General features: G+C 41.0%; 15 protein-coding genes. 3 read left to right on the plus strand and 12 right to left on the minus strand.

The window, feature by feature from the left end:
• Positions 1 to 1,077, plus strand: a complete 1,077-nt coding sequence (locus H3302_RS13980) for a hypothetical protein (protein ID WP_074989345.1) — start codon at positions 1 to 3, stop codon at positions 1,075 to 1,077.
• 482 nt (positions 1,078 to 1,559) lie between these two features.
• On the opposite strand, the gene trpS is transcribed toward H3302_RS13980, so the two are convergent.
• From trpS to rpe, 3 genes are read right to left on the minus strand one after another with little or no spacing between them, the layout of a single operon-like run.
• Positions 1,560 to 2,564 (minus strand): tryptophan--tRNA ligase, encoded by a 1,005-nt coding sequence (gene trpS, locus H3302_RS13985; protein ID WP_036973183.1) that lies wholly within the window; start codon positions 2,562 to 2,564, stop codon positions 1,560 to 1,562.
• Between the two features lie 48 nt (positions 2,565 to 2,612).
• Positions 2,613 to 3,278, minus strand: a complete 666-nt coding sequence (locus tag H3302_RS13990; protein ID WP_036973184.1) for an HAD-IA family hydrolase — start codon at positions 3,276 to 3,278, stop codon at positions 2,613 to 2,615.
• A complete protein-coding gene (gene rpe / locus H3302_RS13995; RefSeq protein ID WP_036973185.1) occupies positions 3,275 to 3,961 on the minus strand; it encodes a ribulose-phosphate 3-epimerase in 687 nt (228 codons plus the stop codon). The genes H3302_RS13990 and rpe overlap by 4 nt, the downstream gene beginning before the upstream one ends.
• A 327-nt stretch (positions 3,962 to 4,288) precedes the next feature.
• Between rpe and H3302_RS14000 the strand changes: the two genes are divergently transcribed.
• Positions 4,289 to 4,585 (plus strand): hypothetical protein, encoded by a 297-nt coding sequence (locus H3302_RS14000; protein ID WP_074989344.1) that lies wholly within the window; start codon positions 4,289 to 4,291, stop codon positions 4,583 to 4,585.
• 5 nt (positions 4,586 to 4,590) lie between these two features.
• On the plus strand, positions 4,591 to 4,776 hold the full coding sequence (locus tag H3302_RS14005; RefSeq protein ID WP_074989343.1) for a DUF2970 domain-containing protein: 186 nt from the start codon (positions 4,591 to 4,593) through the stop codon (positions 4,774 to 4,776).
• Here H3302_RS14005 and H3302_RS14010 read toward each other — a convergent pair.
• The 9 genes from H3302_RS14010 to H3302_RS14050 all read right to left on the minus strand — a co-directional run bounded on the left by H3302_RS14010 (position 4,748) and on the right by H3302_RS14050 (position 13,669).
• Positions 4,748 to 5,590, minus strand: coding sequence for a Dam family site-specific DNA-(adenine-N6)-methyltransferase (locus H3302_RS14010; RefSeq protein ID WP_065978301.1), 843 nt, complete (start codon positions 5,588 to 5,590; stop codon positions 4,748 to 4,750). The two genes, H3302_RS14005 and H3302_RS14010, sit on opposite strands and share 29 nt — an antisense overlap.
• Positions 5,591 to 5,643: 53 nt before the next feature.
• Positions 5,644 to 7,038 (minus strand): AAA family ATPase, encoded by a 1,395-nt coding sequence (locus tag H3302_RS14015; protein WP_074989342.1) that lies wholly within the window; start codon positions 7,036 to 7,038, stop codon positions 5,644 to 5,646.
• Positions 7,038 to 8,108, minus strand: a complete 1,071-nt coding sequence (gene aroB / locus H3302_RS14020) for a 3-dehydroquinate synthase (protein ID WP_036973191.1) — start codon at positions 8,106 to 8,108, stop codon at positions 7,038 to 7,040. The genes H3302_RS14015 and aroB overlap by 1 nt, the downstream gene beginning before the upstream one ends.
• Positions 8,109 to 8,135: 27 nt before the next feature.
• Positions 8,136 to 8,654 carry a shikimate kinase AroK gene (gene aroK / locus H3302_RS14025; protein WP_036973192.1) on the minus strand — a complete coding sequence of 173 codons (519 nt, stop codon included), beginning with the start codon at positions 8,652 to 8,654 and terminating at the stop codon, positions 8,136 to 8,138.
• Positions 8,655 to 8,833: 179 nt separating this feature from the next.
• A complete protein-coding gene (locus H3302_RS14030) occupies positions 8,834 to 10,915 on the minus strand; it encodes a type IV pilus secretin PilQ (RefSeq protein WP_065978298.1) in 2,082 nt (693 codons plus the stop codon).
• Positions 10,902 to 11,438: a pilus assembly protein PilP gene (locus H3302_RS14035; RefSeq protein ID WP_036973194.1), complete on the minus strand. Its 537-nt coding sequence runs from the start codon at positions 11,436 to 11,438 to the stop codon at positions 10,902 to 10,904. The genes H3302_RS14030 and H3302_RS14035 overlap by 14 nt, the downstream gene beginning before the upstream one ends.
• Entirely contained in the window at positions 11,435 to 12,040 is a 606-nt protein-coding gene (locus H3302_RS14040) for a type 4a pilus biogenesis protein PilO (RefSeq protein ID WP_036973195.1), read from the minus strand. The genes H3302_RS14035 and H3302_RS14040 overlap by 4 nt, the downstream gene beginning before the upstream one ends.
• Positions 12,030 to 12,602, minus strand: coding sequence for a PilN domain-containing protein (locus H3302_RS14045; RefSeq protein WP_074989341.1), 573 nt, complete (start codon positions 12,600 to 12,602; stop codon positions 12,030 to 12,032). The genes H3302_RS14040 and H3302_RS14045 overlap by 11 nt, the downstream gene beginning before the upstream one ends.
• Positions 12,590 to 13,669: a pilus assembly protein PilM gene (locus H3302_RS14050; protein ID WP_074989340.1), complete on the minus strand. Its 1,080-nt coding sequence runs from the start codon at positions 13,667 to 13,669 to the stop codon at positions 12,590 to 12,592. Before H3302_RS14050 ends, H3302_RS14045 begins: the two co-directional genes overlap by 13 nt.
• Positions 13,670 to 13,695 lie beyond the last annotated feature (26 nt).

The following is a 13,695-nucleotide window of genomic DNA, read 5'->3' on the forward strand; positions in this document are numbered from 1 at the left end:
GTGCGTAGGTATTTAAAAATAGCGAAGTGGCGCGCTAATAAACAGTTTCAACAACAGCAGCGCAGCTGGCAACCTCATAAAACAAGGTTGGTTGAACGTATACAAGCCATTTGGTTTAACTTAAGTACCGCACAAAAGCTCTACCTTTTAGCATTAAGCAGCCTGATTGTTCTGCAATCAGGCTGGCTCAGTGCCACCATCACTATCATTGCCCTCGTTATTGAATTTTGGCCTAAGTTTAATCAGCTGTGGCACTCTTTAGCGGGCAAAGCACTCATCTTAATTTTCTATGCCAGTATCGCAAACTTTGTATTAGCTGGGGCCAGTGGCATTGTTAATGACGTTACCCATGTGTCGGCCAACCACTTTAACTATACCCATAACTTTGCCACCTTACTGTATTTGCCCCCTTGGGCAATGGGGATCACATTAGGTACCCTGCTGTTGTTTCAACTTTTTTTACCCTTCTATATCTTCATTTTATTATTAATAAAACCGTTTGGCTCAGAGCGAATAAAATTTATTAGTCAAAGTTATTCACCATTATTAACGGCTATAGTGCGCTTTATATTAGCGTCAGTGGTCTTTATTAATCTGACTTCGTTCATTAATGACAAACCACCTGAAGAGGTGCTTGATAATATTCTTACAAGCTTTGTTGATGGCCAAGCGATAGCAAAAGAGTCACCCTCTGAGCAACAAAAAGCCGTTGAAGAAATCAGTGAAAAAATAGAACAACACCTTCCAAAGAGCAGCGCAGAAACGCCCCCATCTAAGCGCAATGTTGAGATAGACAGTGAGGGTGAGAGTGATGGTGAGAGTGAAACCGTTGAAAACTTACGTCAATTTTTAAATACCAAGGGCTACTTTGAGCGCAGCAAACGTCTCATTGCCATGTTTGCTTTTAGCTTTGAGGCTGATAGTTACTCTCGTTGCTTAAAAGATGAGACGAGTAAAGCTGTGGAATTGAATGATTATGAGATTGTTCAAATTACCCCCGATCACAATGCGCCGTATGGCTATCGCTTTTCGGTGATCGCTTGTGATTCGCCTGGCGTTACGCCCGTTAAAAAATAGCGGCTCAAACACGCTACTCACTTAGCTTACTGCGTTTTTTGAAACCAATGGAAGAAAGCGCAGTAAAAGCAAAGCCTACTAAAGCAATAAAAAACACTAAAAAGTACTGATTAAAAGCTTATTTTCTTTCATAAGATTTAAATATAACTCACTGATAAATAAAAGGTATAAATTAAAAAACCTTATCAAACAAATTGCTCATATCTTGATAAGCGACATCCCCCCTCTAAGGCCGTTATTGTAGCGCTATCAACAGGTCACCAACCTTTATACCTGAAGATATACCCAACCAGCTTTGATGAAAATTGAGTCATATTTTAAATGTGATGAGGAACGTAGAATGGAAAAAACAGATAAATATGCTGTGTCACTCATTTGCCTATTTAGCGTCTTAATGGCATTGAGTTTCTGTTAGACGCTTAGATATAAAAATACCGCTTATAAGCGGTATTTTTATATCTTTAAAAGCCGTTGCTATATGACTACGGGCGAGGAATAAAACCCACCGCGTCGTACACTGCTTTTAATGTTTTTTCAGCACGAATACTCGCTTTCTCAGCGCCAGACTTCATGATGCTATTAAGTAACGCTTGATCATCACGAATTTCATGAAAACGCGCTTGGATAGGCTCAATCATGCTAACCACAGCTGCTGCTGTATCCTTTTTCAGGTGACCATACATTTTATCTTCGTACTCAGGCACTAAGTCTTCGATTGAGCGTTTAGTGGCAACTGATAACAAGGTAAGTAAATTAGATACGCCTGGCTTTTCTTCACGGTCGAAGTAAATACGTGCTTGCTCATCTGAATCAGTAACGGCTTTTTTCAGTTTCTTTTCAATCTTCTTCGGTTCATCTAACAACATGATGTAGCCGTTTGGATTTTCATCTGACTTAGACATTTTCTTTAATGGGTCTTGTAAGCTCATTACACGTGCACCAAATTCAGGAATGTATGGCTCAGGAAGCTTAAATACATCTCCGTACAGGTTATTAAAACGCGTCGCAATATCACGAGTAAGCTCTAAATGCTGCTTTTGGTCTTCGCCTACTGGCACTTGATCAGCTTGATACAACAAAATATCAGCGGCTTGTAATACAGGGTATGAAAATAAGCCCACGTTTACGTTATTAGCATGCTTTGATGACTTGTCTTTAAACTGCGTCATACGGTTAAGCTCACCCATTTGCGCATAACAGTTTAACACCCAACTAAGCTGAGCATGCTCTGGCACTTGAGATTGAACAAATAACGCAGATTTTTCAGGGTCGATACCACACGCCGCATACAATGCAATACCATCTAAAACACGTGAGCGCAGCTGCTCAGGATCTTGACGTACAGTAATGGCATGTAAATCAACCAGCATAAAGAAACTTTCGTGGTCTTCCTGTAGCTTAAGCCACTGGTTAATAGCGCCAACATAGTTGCCTATTGTCATACCACCGGTTGGCTGAATGCCACTTAACACTACTGGTTTACTCATGATGTTCCTTTATTTTACTAAACTAATAAGACTAAATTTAAAATGCACTTACCTTTGCGTAAGAACAGGTATTATATCTAAGAAATTATCACAGAGGTACTCTGGATTGAAATCAGCAAGGTTTTCACCTTGGTTATAACCATAACCGAGCGCGATAACATCAACATTAGCGGCTTTAGCTGCTAATACATCGCTTTTAGAGTCACCGATCATAATGGCTTTTTCTGGGCTTACATTAAGTTGTGTGCAAGCAAATTGTAACGGTTCAGCTGATGGTTTTTTTGTCATATCATCGCCGCAAACAATAAACTGAAAATGATGAGTAAGTGCCAACTTATCAAGTAGTTTTTCAGTAAAGCGGCGTGCTTTGTTGGTTATGATGACTTTGGGTATGCTTGCCAGCGCTGCAAGACCTGTCTCAACGTGCTGATAAAGCGCGCTATAATCACCAACAACCTCATCATAGTGCTGATAAAAAAGAGTGATAGCTTGCTGTGCCAACGCATCATCTAAATGCTCGCTTATTTGCATATCACCGCTCAAGCCTCGCTTAACAAGCGTTTCTATGCCATTACCAACCCAACCTTCCACTAATTTTTGTGTGACCACTGGGAACGCTAAATCTGTTAGCGTTAAATTCATGGCAATATACAAATCATAAACACTGTCGACTAATGTGCCGTCGAGGTCAAAAAAGGCAGCATCGTATCTCATGAATTAACGTTTCCTAGCTCTGCACGCATTTTATCGATCACCTCTTTGTAATCAGGTTGGTTGAAAATAGCAGAACCGGCAACAAACATATCGGCTCCTGCCTCAGCGATTTCTGCAATGTTATCCACATTAACACCGCCATCCACTTCAAGGCGAATATTTCGACCTGATTGTTCAATAATTTTACGCGCTTGACGTAACTTGTCTAAGGTATGTGGAATAAAGCTTTGACCGCCAAAACCGGGGTTTACCGACATCAATAAGATCACATCAACTTTGTCGAGTACATGCTCAAGGTAGCTCAGGCTGGTTGCAGGATTAAACACCAATCCCGCTTGGCAACCACAATCTTTAATTAGCTGTAAGGTGCGGTCAATATGTTCACTGGCTTCTGGGTGAAAACTAATAATTGATGCCCCAGCTTCAGCAAAATCAGGAATTAAGCGGTCAACCGGCTTCACCATTAAATGCACATCTATCGGTGCGGTAACACCGTAGTCACGTAATGCTTTGCAAATCATGGGGCCAAAGGTCAGGTTTGGCACATAGTGGTTATCCATTACATCAAAATGTACAACATCAGCACCACTGGTTAAGACGCGATCGACATCTTCGCCTAAACGCGCAAAGTCGGCCGATAAAATAGACGGGGCAATTAAATACTTTTGTAATGTTTCCAGCATGAGAGATCCCTTAAAATTTGCTACAGCAATGAAAGTGCGCTTAATGTAACCCAATCGTTAGCTGATTTAAACACCGGCACGAAAGCGCAGCGCCCGACAAAATAATAGAGTCAGCCTTTTAGACTATTGAATCTAGGTAAAAAGAACGACCCCATTGCGTATAACCTCTTTTTTAATAACAACTAAAAACAAACAAAAATCAAACATTTCATTTACTTCAAGCTGCTAATTTTACTAAAAAATCATCTAATTCAGCATTAATTAAGTTTGTTATTTGAACAACTTTTATGTATGCTTATCTAAATAACACAAACAAAGGTTATTACAATGCGTGCTTTTAAAACTGGGATCTTAATCGCGTCCGCACTTTCAGTTACTGCTTTTGTATCACTTTCTTCAAATGATGAAGATACATTTCTAGCAGCCACATCAGACTGTCAATGCAATACGATTACTGTATCGTCTTCGACTAATCAATGTATTCAAACTAATAAAGAAACGGGTTGGTTTTCGTGGATAACGGGCGATAGCCGTAGTGCTCAATTTCATTACTTAGATTTACTTGAACTGTTAACTAGCAGCGAAGAATCAAATAAAGTTAGCGGTTTAGGCTCGACGTTCTAAATCGCATGAAAAAATTCTTTAGTGCATTACAAAGTGTCGTTGCGGCATTTTTTGGTGTTCAATCAGAAGACAAACGTCAAGCTGATTTCAAAGAGCATTCACTCAGCTCCCTCGCTGTGATTGCCCTCATCTTATTTATTCTTTTCGTCGCTGCTATCTATTTCACCGTGTCTTTGGTGCTAAATACATAGCCATTAACTCATTGACTTTATTGCGTGAACCGCCTTTAGGGCTGATTGTTCGCTTAACTTGAATCTCGTCTAATGATGCTTGGCTGTATATTTTACGCGTCCAGACCGTATCATGATTCGAGATAAGCACTGGGGTATTGTTTTCAAAAGCAGCTTGCTCGGCTAAATTTGCTAGGTTTGCTTGATCATCTAAGTTAAACCCCCCTTTAGCATATGACGTAAAAGACGCGGTTTTACTAAGCGGTACATACGGTGGGTCACAGTAAACAACAGCGTTTTCAGGAATAAGCTTAAAGACTTCGTCATAGCCTAGGCAGGTAAACGTAGCTTGCTGTGCTTTCTCAGCAAAAAAGCTCATTTCTTTTTCAGGGAAATAGGGACGTTTATATTTTCCAAAGGGGACGTTAAAAATCCCCTTCAAGTTATAACGGCATAGACCATTATAACCATGACGATTCATGTATAAGAATAAAATAGCACGTTCATACACATCGCTACTTTGATTAAACTGCACACGATATTCATAGTAAGCTTCTGGCTGGTTGTTTAATTCAACAAACAATTTTTTAGCGTCGCTAATAAACTCATCTGGCGAGCGCTTTAACTCTGTGTATAAATTGATGAGATCTGCATTGATATCATTCAAAATATAATGCTTAAAATCAGTATTTAAAAACACTGAACCCGCACCAACAAAAGGCTCAACTAAGGTGTCTGCATTCATACTCGCTTGTTTTAAACGGGCGTGAATGTCCTCAACTAGGCTGTATTTTCCGCCTGCCCATTTAAGGAAGGCCCTGGTCTTTTGCTGCATCTGCTCTTAACTTCAATTCAGTGTTGCGCGATTTTACACTAATCAGTTTTAATTTACTGATCTAGTGAAGCGATTTCTTGTTTAATTTTACTTATTTTTTTATAAAAAGGCTGATTTTTACGCACATTTTCAGAAAGTGATAAGGCTGCTTTCTTAGCATCACTTAAGGTCGAAAAACTGCCATAAGTGACAATCCACCATGGCTTGCCACTGCGCATACTTTTATAAGTATTCACTTGCCCTTGTAAGGTATTTTCAGCGATAAATTTCTCGCTGATCTGTGGGTTCGTGACAGCCAATAGCTGAATAACAAAATTATTGTCTGGCTGTGCTAAATACCAAGCATTACCGCTAAGTAGTGGCGGTTTGTCATTCACAGGCTCTTCTATGAGTGAATCAATGTTATCAGTATTTTTCGCATCAGAGGTCAGCGCAGCGGCAATTTCATCACTGCTTGGCTTTTCTACTGGCTGTGATGGTTGCTCAATCGTTTTATCTGGCGCGAGGCTATCAACAATTGCAGCAACATTATTTTCATGCTTTTCATCGGGTTGCTTAATAATCTCTGCGGTTTCAACTGTTGGCGATGGCAGCTCAGGTGCTCGTTCTGGTTCTAGCTGCTCAACGGCTTTAAGCTCGGTGTCTCTTTGCGAGTTAACAACAGCGTCAGTAGAAAGTGCCGTTTCCACCGGTAAGGCGGTATCTTGTTGATAATGCGCTTTCCACCACTGCGTCATATCAGCTTTGTATAAAAAGCCAATAATCAACAGCATGGTCGTTAACAACAATAAAATGATATACAGCAGCTTATAACTTTTTTCTGGCGCACGAATATCAGCGGTTTGTAGCTCAGGTTGCCATGCAAGTAGCAACGCAGGATTGCCCTGTGCTTCTTGTAAAAAAGTACGAAATACAGGGTCTTCCTCAACAGGTAAGTTATCAAAAAACCAGCGCATTAGCTGCTTACTTTCACTTATGTTCAATGCTTCAAGATGAATTTCAACCGCTTGCGTAAACTGCCCCGATGATTGTGAGGCAAGCAAAATATATAAAGTTGTTGGGCTTTGTTTTGCTAACGTTTCTAACTGTTGGATCATTTCATCTGATAAATGACGGCCGCCATCAATCACCCACAAACAATTACCGCAGGGTTGTTGTTTATAAAGCTGATAAAAGTTTTCAGATAAACTGAGGGTGTGATCAATCAGTGGGTTACGAAAGTTTTGTTCGAGTAGCTCAGTGATGAACTGTTGATCAGTCATCTTGCCAGAAAGTTGTACAAATGCTTTGTTGAACTCAAGATATTTGTCGGTAATAAACGTTTCCAACAAATAACTTTTTCCTAATCCTGATGCGCCTAATAAGCATATTAGGTTCTGCCCATATTCGAATTGGAGGGCAATACGATCAACTAGCGCTGCACGGCTAGGCAATATTTGTGATTGCATTAGCGCGCTATTAAATCACAGACCTGCTGATCGGTTACATCACTGACCAGCGCACATTGACCAAATTGTGTAGGAAGAATAAAGCGAATGGTGCCTTTTTTATTTTTCTTATCTTTGCGCATATGAATCAGAAACTGCTCACTGGTCATCTCGCTTGGAATATCCACAGGTAAATCATACTGTGATATTAACTGTACAATACGCTCAACCTCAGATGCTGATAAGTCGCCTCGCGTGTGTGCCAGTCGGGCTGCAAGCACCATACCTGCCGCCACGGCTTCTCCATGCAACCAATTACCGTAACCCATTTGTGCTTCAATAGCATGACCAAAAGTATGGCCCAGGTTTAGGAGTGCACGTAAACCAGCTTCTTTTTCATCTTCTGCAACAATAAGTGCTTTGATTTCGCAGCAACGATAAATCACATGCTGAAGCGTTTGCTCGTCAAGTGACTTTAACTTTGCGATATTTTGCTCAAGATAAGCAAATAGCTCTGTATCGTAGATTAAGCCGTACTTGATTACTTCTGCCATACCGGCTGCAAACTCGCGCTCTGGCAGAGTATGCAATGATTTGGTATCAATAAACACAGCTTGCGGTTGGTAAAAAGCACCAATCATGTTTTTACCCAGCGGATGGTTAACCGCTGTTTTACCGCCCACAGATGAATCTACTTGCGACAACAATGTCGTCGGTATTTGAATAAACGGCACACCACGCTGATAACACGCAGCTACAAAGCCCGTTAAATCACCTACAACACCCCCGCCTAATGCAATTAAGCAGGTGTCACGACCACAGTTATGCTCAAGTAAAAACGCTGAAATCTTTTCAAACCAATCCAGTGATTTAAATTGCTCACCATCAGGAATAACAAAAGATAACGGATTAAGATCAGCCAGCGACGTCATTACATCATCTAAATACAAAGGTGCAATGGTGTCGTTGGTGATAATGATAGGTCGACAATCGCCAATGTGCTCGCGGAGTCGACCTGTCTGTTGAAGTGCAGATTGACCAATATAAATAGGATAACTTCGCTCGTCCAAATTAACAGTTAATTCAAGCATCGCTAATTTCCTTTTTATTATTGGTTTTTAAAAATCTAATTTCTCAATGATTTGATTAGCAACAACTTTAGCGCTTTGCTCATCAGTGCGGACAACAAAATCAGCCACTTCTTTGTATAACGGTTCGCGTTCTTCAGCTAAGCGCTCTAATACATCGCGCGGTGCTTCTTCTGTTTGCAATAATGGGCGACGCTTGTCGCGCTGTGTGCGTGCAACCTGCTTTTCGATCGGTGTCTCTAGGTATACAACAATACCTCGAGCAGAAAGCTTATTACGAACTTCTTTACTGATCACAGAACCACCACCAGTAGCAAGAACAATGCCTTGCATCTCAGTTAAGTCTGAAATAACAGTCTCTTCACGAAGTCGGAAGCCCTCTTCACCCTCAAGATCGAATACCCAAGCAATATCTGCTCCTGTACGACGCTCGATCTCTTGATCTGAATCGAAAAATTCAAGGTGTAATTGGTCAGCAATGTGACGACCAATTGTGCTTTTGCCAGCCCCCATAGGGCCCACTAGAAATATATTACGTTTCTCAGCCATATCTTTTTAGTACAAACGAACTCTAAAATTTGAAATAAAACCCCGCCTAACGACCTGGCCCCAAAATTAAGGAGGGGATTATCTCAGTAATTGATTGGTCATTTCAAGTCAATTAGCGTAAAAAGCCTCATAACGAGCAATTAAACCTGCGAATTGCTCGTTGCTTAAGAAAAAAACACTTAATCTATCTGAATTTTTGGTGTTACGAAGATTAGCAACTCTCTTTTTTCATTAAATTCACTCGTACTTCTAAACAGCACACCTAAATATGGAATGTCACCTAGTAGAGGTACTTTCTTTGTTGAGTTCACAATTTGTTGTTGAAAAATACCACCGAGTACGACGGTTTGGCCATTTTCAACCAACACTTGTGTTTGGATCTGTTGCGTATCAATAGCGACTGCAGGGCCTGTTGGAGTCTGTACCGTATCGCCTCGTGTATCTTGAGTGATAATAAGGTCAAGAATCACCTTGTTGTCTGGCGTGATATGCGGTGTCACTTCAAGGCTTAATACCGCCTTTTTGAAACTCACCGTTGTTGCACCACTTGAAGCAGCCTCTACATAGGGAATTTCAGTACCTTGCTCAATACGGGCTTTTTGCTGGTTTGCTGTGGTAATACGAGGGCTGGCAATGATTTCACCTTTATTTTCTTCTTCAAGCGCAGTCAGCTCGAGATCAATTAAAGTGCCATTGGCAAGTTTCGCAACATGCATACCAATGCTCCCTGCTGGGTTTGAGATTGGTAAGTTAACATTTAGACGATCAGCGACGTTCGGGATCAAACCATTTGAAATCGTTTCAGCGCCTTCAAGTGTTCCCGCTAAGCCATCAGTGCCTTGCTGGTCACTAAAGCCCCAACGCACACCTAAGTCTTCTTGTACGTTATCACGAACCGTCACCATACGAGACTCAATAACAACTTGTCGCACCGCAATATCAAGCGTATCAACCATACGGCGAACACTCTCTATGCTCTTAGCGGTGTCTTTAATTAATAGTGTATTGGTGCGCTTATCAACCGACACGCTGCCACGTGCAGAAATGATGCTGTTAGTGTCGGTTTTTAATAAATCGGCGAACTCTTCCGCTTTCGCGTAGTTAAGACGAATATATTCACTGTATAAAGGCTCTAGGTCTTCAACTTGCTGTTTTGCTTTTAACTCTTTCGCTTCGCGAGCAGCCAATTCTTCAGACGGTGCCACCATTAAAATGGTGCCATCCATGCGTTTGTCTAAGCCTTTCACTTTTAACACCACGTCGAGTGCTTGATCCCATGGCACACCTTCTAGGCGTAATGTGATGTTACCTGACACTGAGTCGCTGGTGACAAGGTTAAACTCGTTATAGCCTGCGATAATTTGCAGCACAGCACGGACCGGAATATCTTGAAAGTTTAAGGTCATTGGGCGACCTTGGTATTCAATACCGCCATCAAGGTATGCGCGTTGTGAGTCATCTTTTTCGACGGTCAAAGTAAAGATATTTTCGATCTGCTGATGCGTAAATTTAAATGCGGCATTAGGTTCAATTACAATGCGCGTCAAATTATCTTCTTTAAACGTTTCTATCGTGCTAACAACAGTGCCAAAATCAAGAACATCTAATTGATATAATAAATCGTCTAAAATGTCTGTATGGTGAAATTCTGCAACAATTTTACCACCGCTTTCATGTACATCGATTGCCGCTTGCGTATCTTGTAAAAACACAAGTAAGCGCGCTTCGCCTTTATCACCGCGACGAAAATCAATTGATTGCACCGTATTAATGTAATTATTTTTTGCTGATAGCGGATCAGCCGACTCATCGGTGGTGATTGGGTTGTCTGATACGTGTAAAGTGACGATGTTATCTTTCGCAGTCGTTTTATAAATTTTTAAACGCTCTAAAGAAACGGTTACTTTCAAGCCTTGTGATGTCATTGTGCTGCTGACATGTTTAATACCCGCCTGATTTATTTCAACATCGCGGACATTGTTATCTACACCGACATCGCTAAATAACATCTCAATGCGTGCAGGCGAATTGTACACTTGCACTTTTGGCTCAAAGGTAAGGGCCTCATCAAACACTAACTGTAATTGCGTTTCGCCTTTCATCAAGGGGTTATAACGCACATCATAGAGAAGAGGAGCAGCAATCGCTGTCTGCGTCATTAAGAGTGCCAATGCCGCCAACATAAATTTGTGCATGTGTACTAACCAAGCCATTCCTTTATGCATCTTATTTTTACCTTTCATACGATTAACTTGCACCATTTGTATCTGCCTCTAACATTTCTAGTTTTGTCAGACGCTCTTTCCAACAACCAGACCCATCAGGAATTAATTCTAATAATTGTATATAATTGTCGTGCACTTCTTTTATTTCACCATGATACAAACCTAGATAATTACCCTCTGTGACACGATATAGCGTGTCGTCAGCGGCTTTGATCAATGCCCAGGTTCTCCCTTTACTACCGATAGTGCCTTTCATTGACAAGTTATCGAGCGGGTATTTTTCAAGTGGTTGACGAACACGGTCAGGGTCTGGGTGTAAACAGTTTTTAACTTGAACCAAGTTATTTTGAATTATTTCTGGTTTTGGAGCGACAAACGGACTACGTAACTCACCTGCACTGTATTCAAAATATTCAAACTTTGCCATTTGAGGAATAGGCTCAACCTCAGGGGTCGTGCTCGCTTTTACCTGATCAATAAACTCTTTTTGTTCTGAAGTATCATCATTACAGGCGCTGAGAAGCAAGCTCATAACAATAATTAACGGGAGCTTTCTCATTTCTTAGGCCCCCCTTCATAACGGTAGGTTTTTGCCACAACGCTAAAGGTTAATTCATTCTCGTTAGACGTTTGAATGGTAAAATCATGCAAACTCACAATACGTGGTAACTGTGCCACTTTGCCAACAAAGTCACCAAACTCATGATAGGTTCCTATTACCTCAATTTTAATGGGTAATTCGGTGTAAAACTCTTTTTTAATTTCCGGCAACCAGCCAATCTTCAAAAAGGTTAAGCCGCTCGTTGTCCCCACATACGATAAGTCGTCAAGGAGCCCCGGTGTTTCATTCGACGTTGGTAAGCGTTTTAAAAGCTGTGAAAACTTTTCTTCCATGTCGACCATTTGTTGACGATATAACTCTAATTTACTGGCTAAAGCGTATTTTTGTTTGTACGTATTGCGCAGTTCGGTTTCTTTTGCAACCGCGGCGTGATAGCTGGTTATTTCGTCTGACACTAACAAGCTATAGCTGAAATACAACACGATTGCCGCAACAAACGCACAACACAGTGCTTTTACAGCAATGGGCCAATCGCCCATGTTTTCGAGTTCTATTTCATTCCAATCTATTTCAGTTAACGATTTGATATCAAGGCTCATTAGGTGCTTCTCCTATTTTATCAAACGGTTTAACGTAAAAATCCATATTAAAATCACTCAATAGCCTAGATGTTTGTTCACCTGCAACAATGCCTTGCATTACGGGTCGCTCTAACAAATAAGAGCTTTGCACTTGTCGTAACATCGTCGATAAGCGATTGTTAGATTCACTGCGACCAATCACATGAATACGGTCATTTTGGCGCTCAAGCTTGGTAAGATAGACACCCGCTGGCACTATTTTTGCCACTTCATCCATAATCTGCGTACCAAGGTTACGACTACTTTGTAGCTCTTCAATGAGTCGCATGCGTTGTTGAAGGCTTTCTTTTTTCTTATCAAGATCATTAATCTCGCGGATACGCTGATTAAGCAAGGCAATTTCTGTATTTAAGAAATCATTTTTTATATTTTGCCCTTCGCGTAAACCACTATAAAAAGAGCTTAATATATACATACTTAAGAAACTGATAACCACAACTGCAAAAAGTACTGTCACAAATTTATTCTGTGATTCTTTACGTTGTTGTTCGCGCCAAGGCAGTAGGTTTATATGTGGCATGATGAAAAGCTCCTTAACGCCAACCCAGTAGCTATCGCAAACTGCGTTCGGTGACGCTGCAGCACATTGCGATCAACTCTTGGAGAAACCTCAATGTTTGCGAAAGGATCAGCAACCACAGTATGAATTCCTAATTCTTCAATGAGTAAGCGATCTAACCCTTCAATCATCGCCGTGCCACCGGTTAAAACGATATAGTCAACATGATCTTTGCCACTTGTGGTTAAGAACATTTGCACCGCACGTCTTACTTGCTGTAGCAACGATGTTTGGAAAGGTGCCAATACTTCAAAGGTGTAATTAGGCGGCAAATCACCGGTTGTTTTGCCGATTTCAGCTTCATCAAAACTTTTGTTGTAGTAAGCAACAATGCTATTTGTATATTGATCACCACCGAACACTTGGTCACGGGTATAAATAGTTTCACCCGCTTGTACCACGCTCACTAACATCAGCACGGCACCAATATCAACCACAGCAACACACTTATTGTACGCATCGCTTGGCAACTGCTGGTAGTACACATCCATCGTTCGACTAAGTGCATAACTTTCTACATCGACCACTTTAGCTTTTAAATTAGCCGTTTCTAAAGCACCAACGCGTGCCTCAACACTTTCTGTACGGGCAGCTGAGAGCAATACATTAACCTTGCTCGGATCGGCCTCATTAATGGCGAGTTTTTCAAAGTCTATATTTACTTCATCAAGTGGGTACGGTATGAGGCTATCTGCCTCAATTGCAATTTGCGACTCTAATTCAGCATCAGTTAATGATACATCCATGAAAATCACTTTGGTGATCACGGTTTGACCAGACACGGCTACTGCCGCAGCCTGAACAGATTTAGGTATTTTCCTTTTTAATTTAGCGATAACATTGCCAATCGCTTCAATGTCTTGAATTGTACGCTCAGACATTGCTCCCTTTGGCATTGGCTCTATAGCTAACGCCTCAAGTCGCAAACCTGTGTCTGTCTCCTGCAACAACACTGCTTTAATGCAGTGCGATCCAATGTCGATCCCTACCATCATAGATGAAGGCTTTTTAAATAGCTGACTTAGCATGTTTGCAACTTGGCCTTTGTTTTAAT

The sequence above is a fragment of the Pseudoalteromonas sp. MT33b genome (genome assembly GCF_014117385.1).
GTDB lineage: Bacteria > Pseudomonadota > Gammaproteobacteria > Enterobacterales > Alteromonadaceae > Pseudoalteromonas > Pseudoalteromonas lipolytica.

What these genes read in the sequence shown, in the direction of transcription:
- trpS (WP_036973183.1), bottom strand. Translation starts at nt 2,564, where the DNA reads ATGAGTAAACCAGTAGTGTTAAGTGGCATTCAGCCAACCGGTGGTATG.
- H3302_RS13990 (WP_036973184.1), bottom strand. Translation starts at nt 3,278, where the DNA reads ATGAGATACGATGCTGCCTTTTTTGACCTCGACGGCACATTAGTCGAC.
- rpe (WP_036973185.1), bottom strand. Translation starts at nt 3,961, where the DNA reads ATGCTGGAAACATTACAAAAGTATTTAATTGCCCCGTCTATTTTATCG.
- H3302_RS14000 (WP_074989344.1), top strand. Translation starts at nt 4,289, where the DNA reads ATGCGTGCTTTTAAAACTGGGATCTTAATCGCGTCCGCACTTTCAGTT.
- H3302_RS14005 (WP_074989343.1), top strand. Translation starts at nt 4,591, where the DNA reads ATGAAAAAATTCTTTAGTGCATTACAAAGTGTCGTTGCGGCATTTTTT.
- H3302_RS14010 (WP_065978301.1), bottom strand. Translation starts at nt 5,590, where the DNA reads ATGCAGCAAAAGACCAGGGCCTTCCTTAAATGGGCAGGCGGAAAATAC.
- H3302_RS14015 (WP_074989342.1), bottom strand. Translation starts at nt 7,038, where the DNA reads ATGCAATCACAAATATTGCCTAGCCGTGCAGCGCTAGTTGATCGTATT.
- aroB (WP_036973191.1), bottom strand. Translation starts at nt 8,108, where the DNA reads ATGCTTGAATTAACTGTTAATTTGGACGAGCGAAGTTATCCTATTTAT.
- aroK (WP_036973192.1), bottom strand. Translation starts at nt 8,654, where the DNA reads ATGGCTGAGAAACGTAATATATTTCTAGTGGGCCCTATGGGGGCTGGC.
- H3302_RS14030 (WP_065978298.1), bottom strand. Translation starts at nt 10,915, where the DNA reads ATGGTGCAAGTTAATCGTATGAAAGGTAAAAATAAGATGCATAAAGGA.
- H3302_RS14035 (WP_036973194.1), bottom strand. Translation starts at nt 11,438, where the DNA reads ATGAGAAAGCTCCCGTTAATTATTGTTATGAGCTTGCTTCTCAGCGCC.
- H3302_RS14040 (WP_036973195.1), bottom strand. Translation starts at nt 12,040, where the DNA reads ATGAGCCTTGATATCAAATCGTTAACTGAAATAGATTGGAATGAAATA.
- H3302_RS14045 (WP_074989341.1), bottom strand. Translation starts at nt 12,602, where the DNA reads ATGCCACATATAAACCTACTGCCTTGGCGCGAACAACAACGTAAAGAA.
- H3302_RS14050 (WP_074989340.1), bottom strand. Translation starts at nt 13,669, where the DNA reads ATGCTAAGTCAGCTATTTAAAAAGCCTTCATCTATGATGGTAGGGATC.